20 protein-coding genes and 1 tRNA gene are annotated in these 24,104 nt (G+C 30.8%); 3 read left to right on the forward strand and 18 right to left on the reverse strand.

Features of this window, described 5'->3' with window-relative positions; genetic code table 11:
• Nucleotides 1–2: 2 nt before the first annotated feature.
• The 3 genes from ACYQ39_RS05905 to ACYQ39_RS05915 all read right to left on the reverse strand — a co-directional run bounded on the left by ACYQ39_RS05905 (nt 3) and on the right by ACYQ39_RS05915 (nt 4,481).
• Nucleotides 3–1,397 (reverse strand): TldD/PmbA family protein, encoded by a 1,395-nt coding sequence (locus ACYQ39_RS05905; protein WP_459841125.1) that lies wholly within the window; start codon nt 1,395–1,397, stop codon nt 3–5.
• 241 nt (nt 1,398–1,638) lie between these two features.
• Nucleotides 1,639–4,215, reverse strand: a complete 2,577-nt coding sequence (gene polA / locus ACYQ39_RS05910) for a DNA polymerase I (RefSeq protein WP_459841127.1) — start codon at nt 4,213–4,215, stop codon at nt 1,639–1,641.
• 137 nt (nt 4,216–4,352) lie between these two features.
• Nucleotides 4,353–4,481, reverse strand: a complete 129-nt coding sequence (locus tag ACYQ39_RS05915) for a hypothetical protein (protein WP_459841129.1) — start codon at nt 4,479–4,481, stop codon at nt 4,353–4,355.
• 168 nt (nt 4,482–4,649) lie between these two features.
• Here ACYQ39_RS05915 and ACYQ39_RS05920 point away from each other — a divergent pair, with 168 nt between their 5' ends.
• The gene (locus tag ACYQ39_RS05920) at nt 4,650–5,846 is read left to right on the forward strand and encodes an S-layer homology domain-containing protein (protein ID WP_459841131.1); all 1,197 of its coding nucleotides are present in this window, start codon (nt 4,650–4,652) and stop codon (nt 5,844–5,846) included.
• A 107-nt stretch (nt 5,847–5,953) separates the two neighbouring features.
• A tRNA-Leu gene (locus ACYQ39_RS05925) sits at nt 5,954–6,041 on the forward strand.
• 445 nt (nt 6,042–6,486) lie between these two features.
• Here the strand turns inward: ACYQ39_RS05925 and ACYQ39_RS05930 are convergent.
• From ACYQ39_RS05930 to ACYQ39_RS05975, 10 genes are all read right to left on the reverse strand, one after another.
• Nucleotides 6,487–7,236, reverse strand: coding sequence for a hypothetical protein (locus tag ACYQ39_RS05930; RefSeq protein ID WP_459841133.1), 750 nt, complete (start codon nt 7,234–7,236; stop codon nt 6,487–6,489).
• 23 nt (nt 7,237–7,259) lie between these two features.
• Nucleotides 7,260–8,495, reverse strand: a complete 1,236-nt coding sequence (locus tag ACYQ39_RS05935; RefSeq protein WP_459841134.1) for a flagellin N-terminal helical domain-containing protein — start codon at nt 8,493–8,495, stop codon at nt 7,260–7,262.
• Between the two features lie 130 nt (nt 8,496–8,625).
• Nucleotides 8,626–9,447 carry an ArdC-like ssDNA-binding domain-containing protein gene (locus ACYQ39_RS05940; protein WP_459841136.1) on the reverse strand — a complete coding sequence of 274 codons (822 nt, stop codon included), beginning with the start codon at nt 9,445–9,447 and terminating at the stop codon, nt 8,626–8,628.
• Between the two features lie 63 nt (nt 9,448–9,510).
• Nucleotides 9,511–10,140, reverse strand: coding sequence for a Rad52/Rad22 family DNA repair protein (locus ACYQ39_RS05945; RefSeq protein ID WP_459841138.1), 630 nt, complete (start codon nt 10,138–10,140; stop codon nt 9,511–9,513).
• 36 nt (nt 10,141–10,176) lie between these two features.
• Nucleotides 10,177–10,353, reverse strand: a complete 177-nt coding sequence (locus ACYQ39_RS05950) for a hypothetical protein (RefSeq protein WP_459841140.1) — start codon at nt 10,351–10,353, stop codon at nt 10,177–10,179.
• Nucleotides 10,354–10,395: 42 nt separating this feature from the next.
• Nucleotides 10,396–10,602 carry a hypothetical protein gene (locus tag ACYQ39_RS05955; protein WP_459841142.1) on the reverse strand — a complete coding sequence of 69 codons (207 nt, stop codon included), beginning with the start codon at nt 10,600–10,602 and terminating at the stop codon, nt 10,396–10,398.
• Between the two features lie 181 nt (nt 10,603–10,783).
• Nucleotides 10,784–11,038 (reverse strand): hypothetical protein, encoded by a 255-nt coding sequence (locus ACYQ39_RS05960; protein ID WP_459841145.1) that lies wholly within the window; start codon nt 11,036–11,038, stop codon nt 10,784–10,786.
• 52 nt (nt 11,039–11,090) lie between these two features.
• Nucleotides 11,091–11,213 carry a hypothetical protein gene (locus ACYQ39_RS05965; RefSeq protein ID WP_459841147.1) on the reverse strand — a complete coding sequence of 41 codons (123 nt, stop codon included), beginning with the start codon at nt 11,211–11,213 and terminating at the stop codon, nt 11,091–11,093.
• A 105-nt stretch (nt 11,214–11,318) separates the two neighbouring features.
• Nucleotides 11,319–11,876 carry a hypothetical protein gene (locus tag ACYQ39_RS05970; RefSeq protein ID WP_459841149.1) on the reverse strand — a complete coding sequence of 186 codons (558 nt, stop codon included), beginning with the start codon at nt 11,874–11,876 and terminating at the stop codon, nt 11,319–11,321.
• 360 nt (nt 11,877–12,236) lie between these two features.
• Nucleotides 12,237–15,731, reverse strand: coding sequence for a phage/plasmid primase, P4 family (locus ACYQ39_RS05975; protein ID WP_459841151.1), 3,495 nt, complete (start codon nt 15,729–15,731; stop codon nt 12,237–12,239).
• A gap of 450 nt (nt 15,732–16,181) precedes the next feature.
• On the opposite strand from ACYQ39_RS05975, the gene ACYQ39_RS05980 reads away from it, so the two are divergent.
• Nucleotides 16,182–17,189: a hypothetical protein gene (locus ACYQ39_RS05980; protein ID WP_459841153.1), complete on the forward strand. Its 1,008-nt coding sequence runs from the start codon at nt 16,182–16,184 to the stop codon at nt 17,187–17,189.
• A 71-nt stretch (nt 17,190–17,260) separates the two neighbouring features.
• Here ACYQ39_RS05980 and ACYQ39_RS05985 read toward each other — a convergent pair whose 3' ends face one another.
• The 5 genes from ACYQ39_RS05985 to ACYQ39_RS06005 form a co-directional block, all read right to left on the reverse strand.
• On the reverse strand, nt 17,261–17,566 hold the full coding sequence (locus tag ACYQ39_RS05985) for a hypothetical protein (protein WP_459841155.1): 306 nt from the start codon (nt 17,564–17,566) through the stop codon (nt 17,261–17,263).
• The gene (locus tag ACYQ39_RS05990) at nt 17,556–17,738 is read right to left on the reverse strand and encodes an AbrB/MazE/SpoVT family DNA-binding domain-containing protein (protein WP_459841158.1); all 183 of its coding nucleotides are present in this window, start codon (nt 17,736–17,738) and stop codon (nt 17,556–17,558) included. The genes ACYQ39_RS05985 and ACYQ39_RS05990 overlap by 11 nt, the downstream gene beginning before the upstream one ends.
• A 361-nt stretch (nt 17,739–18,099) precedes the next feature.
• Nucleotides 18,100–20,043 (reverse strand): ATP-dependent DNA helicase, encoded by a 1,944-nt coding sequence (locus ACYQ39_RS05995; RefSeq protein WP_459841161.1) that lies wholly within the window; start codon nt 20,041–20,043, stop codon nt 18,100–18,102.
• A gap of 113 nt (nt 20,044–20,156) precedes the next feature.
• Nucleotides 20,157–21,620: a protease Lon-related BREX system protein BrxL gene (brxL, locus tag ACYQ39_RS06000; RefSeq protein ID WP_459841162.1), complete on the reverse strand. Its 1,464-nt coding sequence runs from the start codon at nt 21,618–21,620 to the stop codon at nt 20,157–20,159.
• 17 nt (nt 21,621–21,637) lie between these two features.
• Nucleotides 21,638–24,088 carry a PglZ domain-containing protein gene (locus ACYQ39_RS06005; protein ID WP_459841164.1) on the reverse strand — a complete coding sequence of 817 codons (2,451 nt, stop codon included), beginning with the start codon at nt 24,086–24,088 and terminating at the stop codon, nt 21,638–21,640.
• Between the last annotated feature and the right edge of the window lie 16 nt (nt 24,089–24,104).

Raw genomic sequence — 24,104 nt, forward strand, 5'->3', positions numbered from 1 at the left:
GTCTACTCACCTTTCCTTTCTGTACCACCAACAGTAATCTGGTCAACTAATAAAGTAGGCTGTCCAACTGCAGCAGGAATACTTTGACCAGCTTTACCACACATACCTGGGGCCAACTCTAGATCATCTCCCACCATAGATATCTTCTTTAAGACATCAATACCTCGACCAACTAAAGTAGCTCCTCGAACTGGCCTATCTAACTTACCATTCTTAATCATATAACCTTCAGCTACTGTAAAGACAAATTCTCCAGTAGCAGGTTCAACCTGACCTCCACTTAGTTTCTTAGCATATAACCCATCATCAACTGTACCAATAATATCATCTGGCTTATGCTCTCCTGGAGCAATGAAGGTATTAGTCATTCTTGGTAACGGGATAGAACGATAAGAGCTTCTTCTACCATTGCCTGTTGATTTTCTATTATCTTTTCTAGCAGCTTTGAAATCATACATATAATCCTGTAAGATTCCATCTTTAATTAAGACAGTTCTCTGGGCTGGATTTCCTTCATCATCAACATTAAAAGAGCCCCAAGCATTAGCTACAGTAGCATCATCTACAGCAGTTACAACTGAAGAAGTAACCTCTTCTCCTACTTTACCAGCAAAGACAGATGAACCTTTTTGTACAGCATCAGCCTCTAGTCCATGGCCACATGCTTCATGGAATAAAACCCCTCCAAAACCATTATTGATAACTACTGGCATCTGACCTGACGGCGCCGGATCAGCCTTCAACATTGCCACTGCTTCTCTAGCAGCCTCTTGTCCTATAGTTTCTGGCTTATAATCATCAAAAATCTCAAACCCTTGGTGTAACCCTGGCCCTTCAGTACCTGTCTGTATCTTTTCTCCATCACTAGCTACTGCCTTGACTCTCATTCTTGTTCTAGTCCGCTCATCTTCTACAAATAAACCTTCTGAATTAGCAATTGTAACCTGTTGAATATAATCAAAATAACTGACTTGCACCTGTTTAATACTTTCATCATAGGCTAAAGCAGCTTGATTAGCCTCTTTAACAAAATCCACCTTCTTCTTCTTGGCAACTTCATTAGGTCTAATCTTAATTGGATGAGCCTGGTTAATATTCTCTTTAGTTAGATCATTAACAGTTATTTTATTATCTCCTTGGTTAGCTGCTCCAGCGACCTTAGCTGTCTTAAGAAGAGAACTTCTACTTAAATCATCAGTATAAGCATAAGAAACTTGGTCATCTGTCAGAACTCTGATCCCAACTCCTAAGTCATACCCAGTCTTTACCCGTTCTAACTTAGAATTTTCTAAACTTAAAACATTACTCTTTTTATCTTCACAAAAAACTTCAGCAAAGTCACCGCCACCTTCTAGAGCAGTAGATAAAATATCTTGAATTAACTTCTTCGATAACATTAATCAAAACCTCCTTCTAGCTAGTCGTGTGTCGTGAGTTATGAGTCATGAGCTATGAGTTAATTCAAAACCTTAACATTCAAAATCTAACATTCATAATTCCCTTTCTTTTAAATAATTTAAACTATTTTGTGGTTTTGAACTTGAACTGGCTCATGACGCACAGCTCATAGCTAATAACACTTAATATCTATTCTCTTTCACTTTAAGTTTTGTCACCTATAAAACAACAACTTCTCAATTATCTATTATTAACTTCCTGCATCTTGTTCCAATTATCTCCAACCTTAGCATCGACCTCTAGAGGAACATCTAATTCTACTGTATTCTCCATCTCTGCTGTGACTAGTTTAGTTACCTCTTCAATCTCTTCTTCTGGTACTTCTAAGACTAGTTCATCATGGACCTGAAGTAAAATATCACTCTCAAATTCCTCTTTTCTTAAAGCTTGAGCTACATCAATCATTGCCAGTTTCATAATATCAGCAGCACTACCTTGAATTGGAGTATTAATTGCTGTTCGTTTAGCAAAGTTACGCTTATGATAATTACGACTATTAAGTTCTGGTAAATATCTACGCCGATCAAAAATTGTCTTTACATAGCCTTGCTTTTTAGCTTGTACAATTGTCTTATCAATATACTCTTTAACTTGAGGATAACGATCAAAATAAAGATCAATATACTCTTCAGCCTCACGCTGACTAATCTTTAACCGATCTGCTAAGCCCCAATCACTGATACCATAAGCAATTCCAAAATTAACTGCCTTAGCTTTACGCCGAGTCTGATCTGTGGCCATACCAAATAACTCTTTAGCCGTCTGGGTATGAATATCCAATCCTTCTTTATAGGCCTGCTTCAATCCTTCATCCTGAGAAATATGGGCCAACACCCTAAGCTCGACTTGAGAGTAATCAGCTGCTAATAATTTCTTACCTTCCTCGGCTACAAATACTTGCCTAATCTTACGCCCTTCTTCAGTTCTGATTGGGATATTCTGCAGATTAGGTTCAGTACTACTTAAGCGTCCAGTAGCAGTAATCCGTTGATTAAAACTAGTATGTATCCTTTTAGTATCTTCATTAATATAGTCTTCTAAAGGATCAACATAAGTAGATTTTAATTTAGTAAAGGTTCTATACTGTGAGATTAAAGGAATAATTTCATGTTTTCCTTCTAACTTCTCTAACACCTTAGCACTTGTAGAGTAATTTCCAGTACTAGTTCGCTTAACAACTGGCAAGTCTAACTTCTCAAATAGAATCTTTCCTAACTGTTGTGGTGAATTAAGATTAAACTCTTCACCTGCTAGCTGATAAGCCTGCTCTTCCAGTCCAGTAATCTTTTCTTGTAACCAACTTGATAAGTCATCTAACTGCTTCTTACTAACTTTAATCCCATTCAATTCTAACTGGGCTAAAATTTTAATTAAAGGTAGTTCCATATCAGCAAATAACTCTAGTAGTTCTTTCTCCTCTAGTTGCTTGACCAATTCTTCTTCTAACTCAAATAAAATATCGGTCTTAAGGACTAATAACTCTCTATCTTCTACTTCTGGTAAAGCCCTTTGTAGTTCTTTCTCTACCACTTCAGTCAGACTATTAGGATCCTGACTAGGGTGTAATAAGTAATCAGCTAATAATGGTTCAAAACTTAAGTTAATATCTTTAATTTCCTGCTGTAATAAATATCTTAGCTGCTCTTTAGCCTGATACATTAATAATTCTTTATCAGATAATAACTCTTTTAAGTCTTCTAAGATCTCTTCTACATCTAAATCAAGGTAGTAAACTTCTTCTCCAGTAGCAATTACTACTCCAGCTAATTGCTGGCTTAATTTGGCCCCTTCTAAATCAAGAGTTATAGCTAACTTAGTAGGTAAATCAAGTCCTTTTAATTCTTCAACACTATTAAGTTCTTGATAATCAACCTGATCTAGACTCTTCTGTCCTCCTAAGTGTGCAATTAAAGTATTAAATTCTAGCTCATTGAATAACTGATAAGCCTCTTCAGTACCTAACTCAGATAAAACCAATTCTTCAAAATCAATCTCTAATGGACAATCCACCTTAATAGTGGCCAGTCTTTTACTAAGCTCTGCTCTATCTCCTTGCTCTCTTAACCGCTGTTTCCGTTTCTTACCACCAACTTGATCAATATTATCTAACACACCTTCTAAAGTATTAAACTCCTTTAACAACTTAGTAGATGTCTTATCTCCAATCCCATCAACACCAGGAATGTTATCAGATTTATCTCCCATTAAAGCCTTCTTATCAATTAACTGCTTAGGCTCTAATTCATAGTCTGCTCTAAATTTATCTAAATCATAATCTACTATATCAGTAATTCCCTGTTTAGTATACATCACTCTAATATTCTCACTAATTAATTGTAAAGCATCACGATCACCTGTAACAATAGTTACTTGATACCCTTCCCTCTCTGCTTCTTTAGCTAATGTACCAATTAAGTCATCAGCCTCTAACCCTTCTACTTCAAAGGTTGGAACCTGTAAAGACTCTAATACTTCTTTAACTAAACTAAATTGATGCTTTAATTTATCTGGCGTCTCTTTACGATTAGCTTTATAGTCTTCATAATCTTCATGTCTAAAAGTATCACCTTTGACATCAAAAGCTACCCCTAATAAATCTGGATCTTGATTATCAATTAAACTAAGTAACATTCTAGTAAACCCAAAAACTGCATTAGTAACTGTTCCATCAGACTTAGTTAATGTATCTGGCAAAGCATAAAATGCTCGATAAGTAAGACTATTTCCATCTAATAAGTATAACTCCTGTTTTGACATATTATTCCTCCTTAAATCTTCTCTTACCTCTCTATAACTTCCGTGCACTATTTTATTTCCTTAAAAAGATTAAAAAATCCTTTATTACAACTGAGTTTAAGCCTGACTACACAGACTTAAACTCAATATCTTAAACTCTATTGATGATTAAAAGCTAATAAAATCACTTCACTATCAGCATCTTGATTAATCTCACCTTCTAACTTTTTTATCCTATCTAATTGCTCCTGATTCAAATGAGAAAATTCATAACCTTTAATTGACATTTATCTTCCCCCTTATCTTTAAGATTTCAATTTATCGACTTAAGTATTAATTCCATAAACTGTAAAAGTTATTTTATAGAAAAAAGATCTATTATATGTTAATATCTTATGTAGGTAATCAAAATAGACAATAAAATCTCACCTATAAACTGGAAAGGAGCAATTATCATGCGAAAGTTAGTAACAATAATGATCTTAACTTCATTACTAGTAGTCAATCTAACAGTTCCTGCTTTAGCTTATCAGCCACAAGATGTTACACAGGATCACTGGGCATTAGAGTATATTAGCCCCCTTCTAGATAAAGGAATTATGTATGTATATCAAGATGGAAGTTTTGAACCTAATCAACCAATTACTAGAGGGGAATTTGCTTACTCTTTAGCTAAAGCACTAGAATTACAACCAGCAATTGTCTCTCAGTTAACAGACATTGCTAATCATCAAGCAAAAGGTTACATCTCTGCTTTAGTAAATAAAGAAATTATTACTGGTTACCCAGATCAGACATTTAGACCAGAAAAAAGAATCACTCGAGCAGAGATTATTACTATGTTAGCCAGAAGTTTAAAACTTAACCAAGACCAGAAACAGATCAACCTTGATAGTAACTTCTATTCTGATTTAAAGGATACACACTGGGCTCGTAACTTTATCACTTTAAGTACACGACTAGGAATTATTAATGGTTATCCTAATGGAGAGTTTAAACCTAATAATTATGTTACTAGAGCAGAAAGTGCTAAATTATTAGTTAAATTAATGAATCTAGAAACAGTTGCAGGAGAAATTGTAGAGACTTATCCTATCTCTAAATTGGTTAAAGTTAAGGTAGATAATGAAATCAAAACGTTTAGATTAACTAACAACAACTTAATCGGTAGAAATAATCGACAAGTAGGCTTAGACGAAATGCTTGTCTCTGATAATGCATTCTTAATTTTAAATAAAGATAATAAAGTAGCTTACCTTAAAGCATATGGCTTAATTAAAGAAAAAGATGTAGCTGAAAAAGTAAGTGATATGACTAATGACTTATTTACTGCAGAGCAATTAGTGGATATTGCTAATCAAAACTGGAATGAAGTTACTCCAGAATTAAAAAATAAATTAGCTATGAATTTACTAGAGCAAGGATTAACTGCTCAAGAAGTACAAGCTATTCTATCTAAAGATTGGAATACACTAAAAGAAACAAGTAAATCTCGTCTAATTGAAGCCATTTCACTAAATACAAATATTCCTCGAAATATTGTTAAAGCAGTTGCTAATGGTAACTTAGACGCAGCTAAAGAATCTGCTAAAACTAATCTTATTAATACTGGTTTAAGAAAACTTATGAGCAATAGTAGTCTACTCTCTTAATAACACAGGCTCGTGTCAAACACGAGCCTTTCATCATAAAAATTAAAGTTTAGTCTTGCATTACAATTAATAATATGTTATTATATTAGATGTCAAATAGGAAACAAGCCGAAGTGGCGGAACTGGCAGACGCGTTGGATTCAAAATCCAATGGTCCTTGTGGCCTTGTGGGTTCGAACCCCACCTTCGGCACCAAACCTTTATGATCCCCGGTAATTCGGGGATTGTATTATTTTTTGGAGGAAGATAAAGGAAGGAAAAGGCATTGGATTTTTAGCCGTTTTTAGGGTAATCCAGTGCGGCAACTTCATTTAAATCCTGCCTTTTTTCTTTTTATTATTCACAAGTAATGATACTTATTAATGAACAAAAACAGCTATTAAATAATTTACCTTTATTTCATTTTATTAACTCTATGAGTGCTACAGATTAGGAGTCTGCCGCTCTGTCCGCCTGAGCTATAGCCCCGCCAGAATAGGAAGGACGACAGATTTTTTAGTGTATAGAAAGACAGACTACTTTAACTCCTGAAATTTATTTTTAACCTTTATTCAACTTAATAATCACTATATTGAACTTAAACCGCTTTTTAAGGTAATACAGAATAACGATCTCATTTATTAATTCTGCCTTAATATAATTAACTGATAAACTTTTCTTTAAGTTCTGCTAACTTACTTTTATAATCTTCTTCAGAAATATAACCTCTTTTATATGCCTTTTCTATTTGCTCCTTTTTATCATGATAATCATTTACTTCCTGATCCATATTTTCTCGTTCTTTAATTATAGAATTAATATAATTAATTTCATTATCTAAACATTCTTCTATCTTTTCTAAATTATTTACTGCTTCAGTATAATTCTTCTCTGAAATTACTTCTTCTTTTTTTAAAGTGCTTAATTCTTCTTTTCTATAGTCTATTAACTTTGGAATTTTATTTTTTAAGATTCCTAAAGTGTATTTTAAGCTCCCCTTTTCCTCTGAAGCTTTTTTTGCCCCTTCAAGTTTGATTTCTTTATAATCCTCTAAATTATTTATATATCCTTCTATTCTTAATTTCCCACCTTGTCCTCTCCATTTTGAACTGTTAATAAGTTCTTTTGCTCCTTGAGCTAAAATAGCTATAGGCCCAAAAACAGCTGTTCCAACTCCAGCTAACCAACTGGTATCTTTTCCTTCGGATTCAGACATCTCAGCTTGTTCTTGTAAAAAATTGATTATCTGATCAACATCTTCTGTATTAATAATTTCAATTGAGTCATCCATATTTTCGTTTTTCCATTTTTTCTTTAAATTCTTCCTTGAATCTTCTTTGCTATCATTCTTTTTATTAACCATTAATACGATAATATAGATCGCTATAAAAACTCCTATCATATACGCCATACTATCATCCCCCTCTTTTGATTTTATTCAATTAGCGAAAGAACATTTGAAGGCATAGTATTAGCCTGTGATAAAACAGACCGAGCTGCATTCATTAAAATATCACTTTTAGTTTTTTTCATTGTCTCTTTTGCCATATCTGCATCTAAAATACGAGATTTAGCTGCAGTTAAATTTTGATTATAATTAGTAGTATTATTCAATGAATGTTCTAATCTGTTTTGATAAGATCCTAAATCAGTTCTAACTTCTGATACTTTTGCTATAGCATTATCCACTTTATCTATTGAACTTGAAGCACTAGAATGATCTGTAACATCAATTTGATTTAAATCTAAAGCAGAAGTAGTTATGCTTGGTATATTTATTCCTAAATCATTCCCGCTATTAGGCCCTGTCTGTAAATTGATTCCCCCATTTGGATTATCATATTCAACTGTAAGTTCTGCTGGACTTCCTGATAAATATTGTTTCCCTTCTATTCCTTTGGAAGGATCATGTGTCATAGTAAAAGGATCTTCAGAAGTAATAACTACTTTATTACCTACTATGTGCATATCCATATTAGCAATTGCCGATTGATTAGAAGCTGATCCTTCAGAACCAGATTTAACTGCATAAAATTTATCTTTTAAATTAGCTAGTGATTCTTCACGAGTATTTCCAATATCTACTTCTAGCCAGGTACCATCTTTATCAGAAGGCTTTACAAATTCAAATTGTGCATGAGTCATAGTATCATCATTACTAATTCCTAACATCCCTTCAGAAGAAGGATTAGAAGTTATTTCAAATTCACCAATGTAAGGAGCAGTAAAAGTTTTTTCTTTTATCTCCGCTTGTGAACCTTCTAAAAGTTTTATATTATTAAATTCAGTATTTTCAGCTATATTATCTACTTCATTTTTTAATGAATTTATTTCCTTGCTAATATGTTCTCTTTCTTTATTAGTTAAAGTATCATTGGCTGCTTGTACAGATAATTCTCTCATCCGCTGTAGAATACTTTGAATTTCTTTTCCTCCAGCTTCAGCAGTTTGAAGTAAAGAGATGCCATCCTCAATATTTCTTTGAGCTTGATTTAAACCACCAATTTGAGATTTCATTTTTTGAGCTATCGCTAATCCAGCAGCATCATCAGCTGCACTATTAATTCTAGAACCGGAAGATAACCGTTCCATACTTTCCTTAGCTTTTTTATTCTTCTTTTTTAAGTTATTTAAAGCATTTAAAGCCGGCAGATTACTATTAATGATCATAAATGCTCTCTCCTTATTAAGTGAACCAATTTATATCTTATATTACAAATAAATAACTTTTTATTCTATATTATTTATTTGGTCTATCAGATCTAAAATCCTGCATTAATTCCCAAAAATATACTATTTTTTAATCTGAATTAAGATAATCCAGTATTTCTGTGGAAACTTCATGAATTCGCTTTAGACTATCCTGTAAATCATATGATTCTTTATATAGGGCAAGATATTTATCTGATTTAGTTTCTACTCCATAGTGGTTTAAAATCACAAAAGATATTGCTTCAGCTTCCATTTCCTTTATCTCCTTAGTTAACTCAAATCGCTTCTCTACATTATCATGTAGCAGTTCATGGCCTAACTCATGAACTAAAGTACTTGCCTGCTCTGTTTTATTCAATTCATCATTAATCACAATCTTTCCCATCTTTGAATATCCTTTAAAACTTTCTTTATCAAAACTTTTAAATTCCAATTCTATATCTTTACTAGCGGTAAATTCTTTTAAAGGCTCTAGTAATTCACCAAAACTATCTTCAATACTAATATCAAGTTCAGGAATAGGTTCTCCTTCAGTTTGGCTAATATCAAATACATACACTGTCTTAAAATAAGTTTTAGTTACTTCCTTCTCTACTTCTTTTTCCTTTACTGTACCATCCTGTTTTTCTACTTCAATCACTTCAGTTTCAGTAGTTGTATAAGTTTGAGGAGCAAGGATAGCTATTCCCTCTTCACCTTTTTTAACATGACGATCAAACTTTTCTTGCCACTGCTTATAGCCTGCTACATAAGTTGCATCCGGTTTCTGCATTTCTATTAAAGCTTGATTTCTAAAACTATACTGATGAAACCTAGAGAAAAACTCAAGCATCTTCTTAAAGTCCTCTGAACTTTTAATATTCTCAATCCGTTCATCCAACTTCTGAAGTAACTTTTTAGTTTTCTTCATTAGTCAACTCCCCCTTCTATTAAAAGTAAGGAACCTGCTCCCGAAAAAGGAAGCAGGTTTTATCTAAGCAGCTTGTTGTAGTTTAGTTGCTAACTTCTTTATTTTATCTATCTCTAACTTACTGATATTAGATAGATCATCAGCATCTTCAATTCCTACTTCTGATAAAAAGCTAGTAATTGTTTCTCCGGCTTGGCCTGGATCTTGCTGATAGATTCTTCTTATTTTTTCTACATAATGTTTCTTATCTTGCTCTTCGGCCGGTAAAAATTCTAACGGCAGCTTAGGATCATCTTTAATGATATAGCTGTTACCTTTCTGTTCAATATCAACCCAGATTTGTGGTAGTTGATAAAGATATCGACCGATCCCCCAACAAACACCTGCTCGTTTAAAAGCATCACTCAAACCACCTTTAATTGCTTCAAAATTAGTTTGACCAGCACCACCAGATTTCCAGACCCATTCATCTTCTAGTTGGATTCCGATTGAACATATAATCTCCCCGTTATTACCAAAACTATATTTCTTCTGCCAGTTTTCACTTCCACATATATCATCTAATCGCTCCATTACTACTCTACTATCTACATAAGCAAGAGCTAATCCTCTAGTCTTGTCCTGATTAGTTGCTCCTACTCTCCATTTTATCTTATTAGAAGGAAACGGTTTCTTTAAATCCTCTAAGTTCATTTTGATCACCTCTCTAAAAAGGTAAATTGATTTTTTCTATCTCTTGCCATCAACAATTTCCTTTGAATTATCAGTATAACCCAGTCGTTTCAGCATTTCTTTATCATTTTCTTCTAAAGCTTTATCAATTAATTTTTCATAATACTTTCGTTCTTCTTCTAAATCCCTGTAGTATTCTTCAATTGCTATCTCAGGTGGCGCAAAACCATACATTCTGATCCCTCCTTTAATAGAGAAAAGCCGCCTACAGCATAACTACAGGCGGCTTTCAAATGGCTTTTCCCTAACAATAATTTCTTCTTTTAATTCCTCAAACTCAGACTTAGTCAATCCTAAATCTTTAGCAACATTGACTGAAAACCTAACTACATCTCGCTTGTTCAAAAAAGATAAATATCCTAGCTCATCACCAACCTCTATCCGCAGATTATCCTGATCTGGCTTCCATCCTAATCTATTCATAAAATCACCTCTTAAAATATGCTACCAACTCGATTTATTGAATCAGTAAGAAAATCTATCTCATGCCGGCCGGTTCGGCCACATTCTGAGCATACATATAGTTCTATCACGCCGTCATCGCCTTCAATCACTTTATCAACTTCCAGTGAACTGTTACAAAATCGACAAGTTAGCATAGCAACTACTCCTTTCTAATATAACCATCTTCTAAAATCACAGGCTTGGTTTGGCCTTGTTCTACAGTTGGCCCGTATTGTAAAAGCAGTAATAACACTTCAGTTACATTTAGTTCCGGATTTCGATCTAAAATCTCATTTCTGATCTCATCAATCTTAGTTTTATTTACTTTTACCTTTCGGCAATCAATCTTTTCATCTTCATCTAATTCAGCAAAATCAATTCCACAGTTCCCGTAAATAATCTCTTCAACTTTCATCGGCTTAATCATCCTCTCAAAAATAGTAAAACTCCACTTTGAAGTGGAGAGTTTAATCAAATATCTTATCTGCTAATCTATCAATAGCATCTGAAATTTTACCTGCCACTGCTTTTCCCGGCTTCTTCAACGGATTAACTCTTCTTAATTTATCTTTATCTGGTAATTTACTCATCATTTTGCTCCTTTCTACCGCTTAATAGTTCCTCTGATATAGCTAATCCAAGTAAACCTAATGATCCCTTAACTAACTTCTTAAATAGTTCCTTATTATTATCCACTAGCTTACCTCCTTTAACGACTTATCCATAATTAACTCAGATATACTTTCACTTAAAGGCTGATCAGTATCTCGAATCGGCATTATTGCTGCTTTAAACTTTTCATCCTTTAACACAAATAATGGTCTTGTTTTTTCTTCTGTTTTAAGAACATCTCCTACATCCAACAAGAATTGATATTTATCATTAATCATTGATAGCTGATCTCCTAATTTATAAATTCTGGCTAATCGATCATCCACTTGTTTATAAAAATTAGTCAATTCAACCTCATAATTTACTTCTTCTAGTTGATTTAATATAAAGGAAACATCCAGGTTATCCTCTAAAAACTGATTACCATCAGTTGAACAAATACCTTGGTTATCAGAAAAGTCAAAGGGAATATTCGCTGTGGATTTATAACTGTTATATTTAGCAAAAAACTCTTCAAATTCCGCTTCTGTTAATTTAACAAGAATATAAGTGTCAGTAAGAAAATAATGATTGTCTGTCTTTTCAATATATAACTTCCGGCTCGGCCTAACAATTTGAGCAAGCTTCTTTCCACTTAACATATTATTAACCTCCTCTTTACTCATTTTTTTAAAATCGCCAACTTCAGCTAATGCTATATACCATTGTTCTTAAATCATTTTTCTTGATTCCTCCCTTCTTTAAAAAGTAACTTTCTCTTGCCTTCATTATACTTATACAATAATTTACAGTGTAAATTTCAAAATATTAGAAAATAATTATTATTACTTCATCTGTTCTTACAGTTATTACAGCTATATAAAAACTTCTTTTCATTAAATAAAAAACTAATCAAATTATTTTTATATATCAAAAAAATTTTTTCTATGATGTAATAACCGTAAGGAATATAAAAAAAGAGCTATCACCTCACAATTGAGATGATAGCCTAATACTAAAAACTATATATTTTGATCCCAGCAACCTGTTTCATTATCCTTGAATTTTAAATCTATATTTGTCCAAATTCGTGTGGTTTTTCCACCAAGGAATTTTAAATCCTGACCAACTTTAATAATAGGGTTTTTAGCTACTCTTTTGCCAAAGGTTTTCTTAGTCATTTTTCGATAGCCATTCTTTTCTGACCAATCTTTAAATTCTTGATAAAGTTTTTCTTTAGTAATATATTCATCTGGTGTCTCTTCACAAGTTTCCTTTAAAAAGGCTACTACAGAGTTTGCTTCGGCAATATAATTACTGATTAACTCTTCTGAACTCTTACATCTCGTGAACTGCCAGTCATTATCTTCTAATCTTTTAATCCCTTCTAGAGCTTTATTTAAAGCATGACTTTTAGCAACTTCAGTAGTGATCTTTTCACCAATTTTAGGATCATATTTTGAAGAATCCTTAGTAAAAGTATTTGGCGTTTCTAAAATTATAAGCCGATTAAAGTAAGCTTTTGAATAATCCTTTACTTTCGGAAGATTATTTAAAGCAAAGATAAAAGTAGCTCGATTTTTAAATTCAAGTCTATCTTTATATTTTTGATCAACACTCACAATGTCTCCACCAGTTAACTGCTTAATCAAAGAAGTATCCTGAATGTCATTACTATCTAGATCCCCATTTATATTAGCCAGTTTTCCAAAAAGGTTAGCAGCAGCAAAGTCATTTTCAGCAATCGTCTGCAACTTCAAAGAAGAATAATTCTGACCTCCAAGCAATGAAGTTATAACTTTAAGTAGTTCGCTTTTCCCGTTATTTCCATCACCTAATAGAAATAACATCTTCTTCATGTTAACATCTCCAGAATATATCGTCCAACCTATAAATTCCCAGAAGACATCTATTTTACTATAATCAGGATTAGGGTCATCTGAGTCTATCAATACATCTTTCATAAATTCATCTAGTATTTGTGATTCAACTTCCGGTCTATACTCCACATCTAATTGATTTAAGCTGTTATATACTGGATCATGATCTGATAAACTATTATTTTTCAAATCAATCATCCCATTTTTTACATTAATCAAATGTGGTCTCTTATTAGTATTTTCTTTAATTACATCCCTATGACTTTTATAGCAATTTCGTTTAATATAAGCTACTGTATCATCAGCATTTCTTTTTTTCCACCTATCACCTAAATAATTATCTTGCTGTATTATTTTCTGCAATTTAGTTTCTCCATTATTCTTATATACTCCCTTAGCATAGTAATATAAAGTTGCTCGATCCGGCGAGCCACCTTGACCTCCTAAAGCTAAAAAATAATGATTTTCCATTAAGCAATCTCCTAATAAAGCTGGTTTAAAATTATCTCCTGAAAACCAAGGTTTAGGATTAGAATCTTTTGCTTGAGCTGCTTTCTCTATCTTCTCCTGTAAATCACTTTTAGTTAAAGTATTTTTACTACCAGTTACTTCTTTAACTGCTTCTCTAATCTGTCTTATTTCATTTTTATGATAACCTTCATCTAAACTAGCTAAAAATTCACATATTTTATCTACCTTATCTATTGCCTTTCGGCCATTTTCTGAATTCTTAATTTCTTCATACTTTTGCTGTAAAAAACCTTCAGCTTCATCCAAAAGATCATATATATTCTCTTTATAATTAAGATGTTCTCCAATTGTTTTTCCATCAGGAATAGTTTTAAACTTAGGGAATAAATTTTCTTGTAATAGGGAATCAGCAATATCTTCATTTCCATTAAGAATAACAATATCTTCATATCTCTTTAACTGTTCAGGAACAAGAGTCTTAGCACAAACACAGTCATATCCATATTGTTTTAAAGCTAAAACTTCTAACTCATTTTTAACAACCACTATAGTATCTTCATTAGTAAATTGACCAAAAGCAAAGCTAGGAGTTAATTTCCTAGGACTACTAATTTTGTTATTAGTTACCCCTCTTATATAGTCTATTTTCCCTTTGCTATTAATATAAGGTACTATATAGCAGTTTTTTAGTGTCGGTTTAACCTCTTCTTCAGCCATTATAGCTAATCCTAATTCTTTAAGTCTAAAAAAATCTAAATCTTTATATGTGCATTCTCCTAAATATCCTACATTTGCTTCCTTAATAGTTTCTTCTGAAAGACCAAATTTAGTTTTTAATCTTTCTCTATGACCATTCCTTAAAAGTTTTTTTCCTTTTTCAACAATCTCACTAAGAAGTTCTTGTGTTTTTTCTCTTTCTCTCTCTTCCTTTTCTACTCTTCTCTTAGTTTGATAAGAAGAGCTTATATCAATATCAAGATTAAATTCTTCATTAATCATTTTAGCAGCTTCCAAAGCAGAAACATTTTCTAATTCTTTAACCAATTCTAATGGGCCGCCGCCAGCTTCACATCCAAAACAATTAAAATAATTTTCCTCTTCTTTGAACCCCATAGACGGAGTATTATCGTCATGAAACGGACAACAAACATTACCATTAACCTCTTGCCCATCACCAAACACATCCCAAACATCTATAATATTCACTGAATTCTTAATTTTTTCGAATATATTCACTGGAACTCCCTCCTGATTGATTCTATATTCTAAGGCTTGATTTAACAAATCCTTTAGATCTTTGGCTGAATGTTCTGTTAAAAAATCAGCCAGATCAACTTTTTCTATTCCTTCTGGTCTAGGCAATTCAACTATTCTAACTTCTATCCCTTTCTTAGCCAAATATTTAGCAGTTTTTTCAGCCCCTTTACGCCCCTGTTCATTTTCTTCGCTATCATTAGCAATATATACCTTTTTAGCTTTCTGGGCAATTTTATATAACTTAGGGAAGTCTTCTTCTCTAAAAGTAGTAGTTACTGGAGAAATACAGGCAAAGCCTTCTCCAATAGCTCGATAACAATCGGTAATCCCTTCTGTTATCAATAATGGTTCTCCTTCTTTTACACTATCTATTCCGGCTAAAAATTTGTTTTCTACTGTTTGACTAATATACTCTCTTTTATTCTTTTGGTAAGTAAGCAGCTTAATATATTTTCCCTGTTCATACTCATCATCTGGAGTATATTCTGTCTTTCGACCAATAAAGGAGACTACATTACCATCGTTCCAATAGGGAAAAATTATTCGACCTTGAAAATGGTCATATTCAAACTTATTAATTAAACCACTTCTTTTTAACAACTTCATACTTACCTCAGCGTCTTTAACCCATTCAACTAATCCTTGACCTACTGGCGGCATATATCCAATCTTAAAATTATCTATTTGATCTTTTGTAAATCCCCACTTCTCTTTTATTAAGTTCTTAATGTCTTCATACTCAAGAAGATTTAATAAGCCGTTACAGTGGTCTGCTACTTTATAATAAAGGTCTTCAATTTGTTTTCGTTCCTTTCTTAATTCTTCTTTAGTTTCCGGTCTATCTTCCTCAATAATAGACCAGTCTTCATTTGTATCATCTGCTGAATCTTTAATAAGTTTATTGCTCATGATTTATCTCTCCCCTATCTTCAACTTAATAATTTTATTTCTCGTTGTTAATTTTCTCTTAACAAACACTAAAGCTGCTTCCAATGAACAATATAGAATTTCGTAAAAATTGTTTTCTTTATTTTCATTTGATATACTGATAACAGGTTGAAAAATATTTTTGATTGAGCATCTGCTGTTGTCTCAGCAGGTGCTTTTTATTTATACAGCCATATTTTCACCTCCTGTATTTTTTAGTTCATCAAGAAATTAAAGTTAGATTTAAATCAAAAATTCCCCCTTTCTTGATTTTTAATCTACTTAAAATTATATATCCTTAATCTTTTAAAAATAAGTGAGAAGTAAATTAATCTAATTCTCACGATTACTCTTGATTTATATTATTGATTTAAATATACTAAAGGTAAAATAATACTTCCACAATAATAATAAAACCAAAGGAGAAAAAATATGTTTGAATATGTAAAAAAGAGTTTAGAGCTTTTACATAATGAAAAATTTAAAAAAGATATAAAGAGTTTTAGATCTAAATGGAAAAAAGAATTAAAAAAGCAATTTCCAAACTTAAATCCTCCCCCTCCAGTAAACTTTAAAGAAATAAATAACTACTTGTACTCCGACGAGATTTTAGGATTTGAAAATATTGATAACCAATTATCTTTTGAAAATACTAAAATAAAGAATAATATGTTTTATTCAAAAGATAAAAATATAGAAAAATGTGAAAATGGAATAAAAATGAAAAGTTTGATTGCAGGATATAAAGATAATAATGATAATAACATCTATGTAGATTCTACTACTTCTAATAAAGAACTATGGGAAAATTTTAAATTATTACTAGATAAATGGCAATTTGATTTTATAAATTCACAAAATGATCTATTAGCTCTTGATTTTATGGCTATATCTAATAGTATGTATTATTTTATTAATGCTTGTTGTGTATTTGAAATTGATACAATAATAGATCCAAGAAACTTTTTTATATCAGATAAATTTAGTATTCTAGAAAAACAAGAAATCAAGTCAATAAAGAAAGACTTAAAAAAATTAAAAATAATTGAAACAATGATAGATGACCCTAATGTTGATAAAGAGGATATAAAAGATAAAATAAAAAATTCTTCAGTAAAAGTATCTGAACCCAATGCTCCTATTTTTTTATACTATGGTAAATTACCTATAAAAGATCAATGGATTCGAATATATGATTCTTTGAAAGATCAATATAAAATTGAAGGAACAAATAAAACTATTGAATCGTTACTAAAAGATAGAAAAATATATGTTCTAAGAAAAAGTACTCAAAAAACATATAAGGAAATTGCAAAAGAAATATTAAAAGAAGAAATGGAAGAAAAAAGAATTACAGAGAAAGATATTATAGGCAAAGAAAACAGCATAAAAAAGAGAATTGAATATTATCGTGAAAATTTTATAGCAGATAATAACTAAAATCATAATTTCTCGCTAAATATTTGTTACCTCCTACTGCTGAAAATCCAGCAGTAGGAGTATTAAGTACATTAGTCATCTTTTAGCATCTTCTCTACCTCTTTTACTTTTGTTCCTTCAAGCCTTTTAAATTCTCTTCCTTCACTATCATAAAATATAACTTTCCATCGGCTATCCCTTATGGCAGTTACATAACCTCTAGGTGGACTTCCGGTCAAAGAATAATGAATACTCCCTACTTTACCATGATTATCATGAAAGACTCTTCTAATAAGTTCCCGATTTTCTAGATAATCCTCCTTATCTTTTTTATAATCAACTTGCTTGTCAACCAATATTTCTTTAATTTGCTTTTCAGAAATAATTTTAATTTTCATTATTATCACCTCCCTCAATAATTTTAAATAATATAGCCTTTTCTTCTTGATTGACTAAAACTTTCATTGGTTGGCCGGTACCAATATTTAAATTCTTTCTTATTCCCTTTGGAATATAGGCTCGTCCAGATTGATCAATCTTAGTTTTTGGATCTATAGAGTTGAATTCCATAAATTAACACATCCCTTCTATTAATAACTAATATTTTCCCTTTCTAGTATTATAATCCCCAACTGAGATTGGACTATTACATATATAGAGAAAAAATTCGATTTTTTCTTATTAATTTGCCATTAATATAATATAATTTTACATAATATAACAAATATATAATTATAAGTGATTTGTATTTACTATATTCAGAGCTAATTCAAAATTAAGACCTAAACTAATTTCAACTTTTATACTATGCTAAAACTCACTATTATTTATTCAGGTTTTCTAATACTTATTTAAAAAAAACTGCAAAAAATAAAAAACTCTAGCCTAAAGTAGACTAGAGAAAATCATATATTTAATATTCTCTAAACCATTAATACTGTGTTAATATATTCGAAGAAACAAAATCATTAACTTCTTTCAGAGAATCAAGTTTATTATTTATAGGAAGAGAATTTATAACTTTTTCTTTATAACTTCTGTCATATTTTGAACTAATCCTAGAATCTAATATGCTCAAAATACCTTTATCTTCTTTTGACCTAATTAATCTTCCAGCTCCTTGTCTTAACCGCATTATCATTTCAGGTAATAAAATCTCAAATCGATCTTCAACTTGAGAAATCTTATACTCAATTATTGCATCTGGAGGTGGAAAGGGAAGCCGTGCTATTATCAATGAAGATAAATCAGAGCCCTTAATATCTACCCCTTCCCAAAACACACCACTGCCCAATATAACTCCTTTAGTTTCTCTAAACTCAGAAATTATTGAACCTTGAGAGGAACCGGACTGTTGCTTCAAAACATTACAACTTAAATCACTTGAATCAAACTTCTTATAAACAAAGTTTAAATCAGATTTAGCTGTAAATAATACTAATGTTCTTCCATGTGTAATCTTAATTAATCTTTTTATCCTATCGGAGATTTGATTTAAATACTTCTCTCTATTCTCATGAGGGGCAACTAAATCATTCGGTATGTATAACCTAGCATTTTCATTATAAGGAAATGGGGAAGGTTTAGGCTCAGGAAAAGGAGCTTCTTTTTTAAAACCTAAGGCTTTCTTTTGATAAAGATATTTTTCTTTAGTATTATTCCCAGGTTCACAAAGAGTAGCTGAAGTTAAAATTACTGGAATTTCACTTTGAAATAACATATCTCTTAGCTTTTTATTAATATGCTTAGGAGCAAACGAAATACATATTTCACCATACGATTTTTCTCCCCATAATAAATATGACGACTCTTTCATGTTAGATAAACCATTCATCATTTTTTTAATAGTTTCTAATTTACCTATAAATTCATCCTGCTTTCTTCCTGATAAATCATCTTTTACTTGTAATTTTAAAGATAAATTTTCAAGTTCTTTGATCAATTTATTAAAGTTAACTTCATCTGGAGAAGAAATAGAAAATCTATATATTTCAATTCCTTCTCTTCGTCTCTTCTGTTTATTCTTTTCTGCTTGCTTTTCTAGCTGCTTAAATAAAAGTATTATTGTATCTTTAACACTTCTTATCATCTCTTCACTATCAGATAAAGTTCCTATTAGTTGATTTAAAAAATTTAATATATTGTTTTTAGTCAATGAATTAGTTAAACCATTTCTTGTTTTCTCTTCTAAATTATGAGCCTCATCAATTACAATTGCTTCTGCATTACTATCTAAAAATCCTCTACCTTGATTTTCTTTTTTTAAAAGATGAGCCAAAAGTAAATCTTGATTAACAATAATTATATCTGCTCTCCCACGATCATCAATATTATTTCTAATTTCATAATAATCACACTCTGAATACCAAGGACAATCATGAAACTTACACCTGTCTATATTTACATAAGACCAAGAACTATCTGTTACAGATTCAGGCAAGTTAGAACGGTCTGAATTCGTTTCTATCCAGTCCCATAACCAGTCAGGAACTTTTAATAAATTTCTTTCCCAGTTTCCATCTACAACTTTTCTTTGCTTTAGCTTCCTATATTTTCTTTTGTTTCTTTTCGCTTTTTTTCTACAAACATAATTCCGCATCCCTTTTGCCAATTCTGAATTAACTTTTATATCTGTAATATCCTCTGCTAATTTTATATCTTCCATAAGTTGTTCAGAAAGTGAAATAGTTGAGGTAGCAATAATAATTGAAGATTTACCAAACGAGTAATCTATTGTATATAAACTAGGAATTAAATAAGCCAATGACTTCCCTATTCCTACCCCTGCTTCTACCATCAAATTAGTTTCGTCTTTAAGACTTTCAGCTACATCTAAAGCCATATTCATCTGTCCAATACGCTTTTCAAAACCCATATCTTCAATGTTTTCAAAAGTGTTCCAGGTAGAGCCAACTATTCTTTTATCTTTATTGCGAGTGAATTTATTTAAAATATTTATTCTCCTTTCTTTTAATTTTATTCCCCAAATTAATATTCAGGTAGGACAACCTCTTCAGTAAAATCATTTTCTTTATCTCTATATTTAAATTCAACTTCGGAGTACTCTTTATCTTTACTTATAATATTTAACTGTTCTTTAACCCTTCTTCTCAACTCAAGGGCTAATTCTACATAATCCCTCATCTCTTCTTTAGTACATTCACCATTTATATGTAAAAGCTTCACTAAGCCTGAAATAGTTTTCTTTACTGCTTTAAGATCACGAGAATTTAATTCAGAAGAGAATTCAAAATAATCATCTACTAAATTAGTATAGTTAAATTTTCTGCTTTCTCTAAATACTTCAGTAATATAATCTACTACAAAACCATAATGGTCAGTAAAATATTCACTTTGTGTTTTTAGCATCTCCCATCCTGGTAAATAAGCGTGAATTCGGTCTAAAAATGCTAAATCTTCTCCCATCACATCAGGTAAGGAAATAAACTCATGGTTCTCTTCAACTAAAGTTTTTATTGGAACATCATGATTACCAATGAACACCATTGAAGCTTGAGCACTTTGCGTATTGCCTCCTCGAGAAAAGCTTCCATCTTCCATATAGTCTTTTGAAATATTAACTACTTCTTGAGCCATTTTTATTCCACTAATTTCATCAAAAGCAACCACATCCCAATTACCTACTAACCCAATAGTACCATGTCCCCTATTATCATAATATAATTTCGCTGGGGTAACTTTTGTTCCCGAAACTAAAATTGAATAAGGGGATAGTTGTCTATATATATAACTTTTACCTGTAGAACGGGGCCCTAATTCAACTAAATTATAATTACTCTCTACTAAAGGAATTAATCTAGTTAATAATAATAATTTTATTCTTTTATCAATTTTAGAACAATTTGGTTCAAAGCCTATCGTTCTTATTAAAATATCTAACCATTCTTCAGTAGTAAATTCTTTTCTTAATTCTTTGAATTCTTCAAAATCTAATTTTGCTATTTGAATTGGTTTAATACTATCTAATACAAACGGCCTTAAAGTTCCTGTATCTTCTCTAGTTTCATCATATCTTAATTCTAATATTGCCCAAATTCCTCCTTGTAACATTTTTTCATTCTTTTGGACTGTATAGCTACTAACATTAATATGATCAATCCCGGAATTAGTCAAACGCCCCCAATATTTATCCTGAGTTTCTTGTAATTCAACCGTTATATGATCAATTAATTTATATCTTCTATTTTCTCTTATTTTAGATTTTATTTTATTTCCTTCATCAGCTCGTACAAAATGACGCGATAAAGTTTTTCTTACATAATCCATACCTTCTTTTATTACTTCTTCATCAGGAGAAGCACAATATTTCCCTATTAAATACTCTAAAACATATCTAGGTACATTTTGACTAGATTTTATTGAATTAATTAAATCTTTTCTTACTACTTTTCCCTTGAAATGATCAAATAATTTTTTATCAAGTGAATCCACAATTATTAACCTCCTCCTTATAATCCAAATCCATCAAACTCTTTCTGAGCAATTATATTCTTAGAAGCTACAGTTTCTCCAGTTTTAGACTTTTGTACTATCAACTCCAATTCTTCTCCTTTATGAATTACTTCATCTGAACTAATTGCCAAACTTAACTTAATCTTTTTACCTTTATATTCGGTGCTTTCTACTGCTGTCAATTTATCTTTACCATCTTTTCTTTTTATATAATATTGTAAGTTAACTCCTTTATCAACTTCATTCTCAGAAATCAACTTAAACGCAAAGAGATTCATAGCTAATTCATCATCAGCTTTTATATTAAATAATATATTCTGTTCTGAATTATCTTTAGGAGTTAATTTAATATAAGGAATTACTAATTCTTGCAGTGAAATCCCTCCATGAAAATAATTGTTATATCCTCCTTTGGTTCTAAAGATATTTATCCCTTCTGGAAAAGTGACAAATAAATCATCATTTAATTTCTTATAAGGAAGAGAGCTATCACATATATCTTCTGATAACAAAAATCGATCGCTAACCTTTAAAGTATCATAACTATTAGCAGGCAAACGATCATTTTCTGTAATTCCTTCTACATATAAAAATCCGTGATCAGTCATAATATGAATTTCATATTTATTATCTATTAATATATTTATCACTTCTTCTAATCTGCTTAACCTCTGTTCCATATAATCAAAAATATTAGATGTATTTTCTCCTAGCCGATCAATTTCTAAAGAAGAAATTATTAAATTTTTTCCTTCTTTTATGTAATCTTCATATCGAATATCTTTTAAAAACTTATCTTTAGTATTATTGGTAAAACCATTTAAATGATTCTTCAAATAGTTAATCCGCTTCTGCTTTACTGATAAATCTAATCCTTCTTTATAAAGTTTTAACGCATCATTTTCATAAATATATTTTAACTCATTACTAACTAAATTAGCCATACCTACACTGGTTTTAGACGGTAAAGAGCTGATAACCACTTCTGATGTTTTATTAACATTCCCAAATTGATAATCTTCCATAAATTCTCTAGCTAATTCATATCGGAAGGCATCTAAAAAAATAAGAGCTGTTTTATTAGTATCTGCTGAAAAAGAAGACAATATCTCAGATTGATTTTTAAATTGTTTATTTTGTATTTTAAAATTTTCATTAACTAAAAAATTATTAAATTTAGCATTATAATCATGAAGAAACTCTTTATAAAAACTTGATACTTTATCTTTTAGTTCTCTTAAATTTTTATCATCAAGTTTTACTTGATTTACTATTTCTCTAAATAAAGAATCTACTTCATAACCTTTAGTATAGTAATTATTAATAAATTCATCTGCTTCGTTTAAATGACCAATATCATCTTGTAAATTTATCATTAACTCTAATAAAGTATGAATATTCTTAATTGATTTCCATTTATTTATTAAATTAGAGTAAGGACTCTTATTCACTTCTCGATATATTAGTTCATTATAATCATCAATCGTTTCATAAATATTTCTGATATTATTTAAATTATTTATTTCTTCCAGTAATTTCTCGTATCGATATAAAGAAAACTCTTCCGCAGCTAATGAAGGATTCATATCTTGTTGAATAAATTCTTTTAAGTTATATTCTTGTATTATCTGCTCTTGATATTTTTGATAATATTCACTTCGAGATTTGCTATCTAACCAATTATCAAGTAAATTAATATAATTATTAAAATAACTTCTATCAGGTATAACTTCCTTATAATTAAATTGCTCTTTTATAGTAGAATTTTGATACACATCAATCAAAATTAAATTTCTTATTAATTTATTCTTATACTTCCTTACAGTATCTTTTTCTAAACTATCAAGGTTGATTCCAAATTTCTCCTTACATTTTTCTTTAAATACATTTAATAATCCTTTGCTATCTAATTCATCAGCTTTCTGTGAAGGGCTACTAGTAATTAGCATATCAAAGAAATGTTGTTGGAAATTAGGGATCACACTATTCCCGTTACTGAAAAGTCTCTGCCAATATTCTCTACCCCGTCCTAATGATTCTTTTAGTTTACTGGGAATAGTCTTTTGAAGTTGGTTTAATTCTTTTTTATCTGTTGGTATAGTTAAATTTTCATCTCGCAAAATTTCTAAAACCTCTTCATCATAAACAGCTTCTGTATATTTGAATTCTAGCAACTCTGGTTTTATCTTTTGATTAAGATCCCCTTCAATATATATAATAGCTTCATTTCTATCTCCTTCATAAGCTCCAGTTTTATCAAAAAGCTCTTTCTTTTTCTTTAAAGGAAAGTCATTTTCTCTACAAATAATTACTGGTTTAGAATACTGATCAGCAAATTCATCAATAATTCGAGTGAACTCTTTCTGCTTATCATGCCAAACTATATAAAAAGTGCGTTCCCTATTTAACATATCATCAAATTTTTCTATCAAATAATCTAAAATCAAATTATCCCTCCTTACT

The organism is Halanaerocella petrolearia (assembly GCF_054657875.1).

What these genes read in the sequence shown, in the direction of transcription:
- ACYQ39_RS05905 (WP_459841125.1), bottom strand. Translation starts at nt 1,397, where the DNA reads ATGTTATCGAAGAAGTTAATTCAAGATATTTTATCTACTGCTCTAGAA.
- ACYQ39_RS05945 (WP_459841138.1), bottom strand. Translation starts at nt 10,140, where the DNA reads ATGAACTTAGAGGATTTAAAGAAACCGTTTCCTTCTAATAAGATAAAA.
- ACYQ39_RS05950 (WP_459841140.1), bottom strand. Translation starts at nt 10,353, where the DNA reads ATGTATGGTTTTGCGCCACCTGAGATAGCAATTGAAGAATACTACAGG.
- ACYQ39_RS05990 (WP_459841158.1), bottom strand. Translation starts at nt 17,738, where the DNA reads ATGGAATTCAACTCTATAGATCCAAAAACTAAGATTGATCAATCTGGA.
- ACYQ39_RS05980 (WP_459841153.1), top strand. Translation starts at nt 16,182, where the DNA reads ATGTTTGAATATGTAAAAAAGAGTTTAGAGCTTTTACATAATGAAAAA.
- polA (WP_459841127.1), bottom strand. Translation starts at nt 4,215, where the DNA reads ATGTCAAAACAGGAGTTATACTTATTAGATGGAAATAGTCTTACTTAT.
- ACYQ39_RS05940 (WP_459841136.1), bottom strand. Translation starts at nt 9,447, where the DNA reads ATGAAGAAAACTAAAAAGTTACTTCAGAAGTTGGATGAACGGATTGAG.
- ACYQ39_RS05975 (WP_459841151.1), bottom strand. Translation starts at nt 15,731, where the DNA reads ATGAGCAATAAACTTATTAAAGATTCAGCAGATGATACAAATGAAGAC.
- ACYQ39_RS05935 (WP_459841134.1), bottom strand. Translation starts at nt 8,495, where the DNA reads ATGATCATTAATAGTAATCTGCCGGCTTTAAATGCTTTAAATAACTTA.
- ACYQ39_RS05995 (WP_459841161.1), bottom strand. Translation starts at nt 20,043, where the DNA reads ATGGGTTTTGAAAAGCGTATTGGACAGATGAATATGGCTTTAGATGTA.
- ACYQ39_RS05955 (WP_459841142.1), bottom strand. Translation starts at nt 10,602, where the DNA reads ATGAATAGATTAGGATGGAAGCCAGATCAGGATAATCTGCGGATAGAG.
- ACYQ39_RS05970 (WP_459841149.1), bottom strand. Translation starts at nt 11,876, where the DNA reads ATGTTAAGTGGAAAGAAGCTTGCTCAAATTGTTAGGCCGAGCCGGAAG.
- ACYQ39_RS05920 (WP_459841131.1), top strand. Translation starts at nt 4,650, where the DNA reads ATGCGAAAGTTAGTAACAATAATGATCTTAACTTCATTACTAGTAGTC.
- ACYQ39_RS05985 (WP_459841155.1), bottom strand. Translation starts at nt 17,566, where the DNA reads ATGAAAATTAAAATTATTTCTGAAAAGCAAATTAAAGAAATATTGGTT.
- ACYQ39_RS05930 (WP_459841133.1), bottom strand. Translation starts at nt 7,236, where the DNA reads ATGGCGTATATGATAGGAGTTTTTATAGCGATCTATATTATCGTATTA.
- ACYQ39_RS05915 (WP_459841129.1), bottom strand. Translation starts at nt 4,481, where the DNA reads ATGTCAATTAAAGGTTATGAATTTTCTCATTTGAATCAGGAGCAATTA.
- ACYQ39_RS05965 (WP_459841147.1), bottom strand. Translation starts at nt 11,213, where the DNA reads ATGAGTAAATTACCAGATAAAGATAAATTAAGAAGAGTTAATCCGTTG.
- ACYQ39_RS05960 (WP_459841145.1), bottom strand. Translation starts at nt 11,038, where the DNA reads ATGAAAGTTGAAGAGATTATTTACGGGAACTGTGGAATTGATTTTGCT.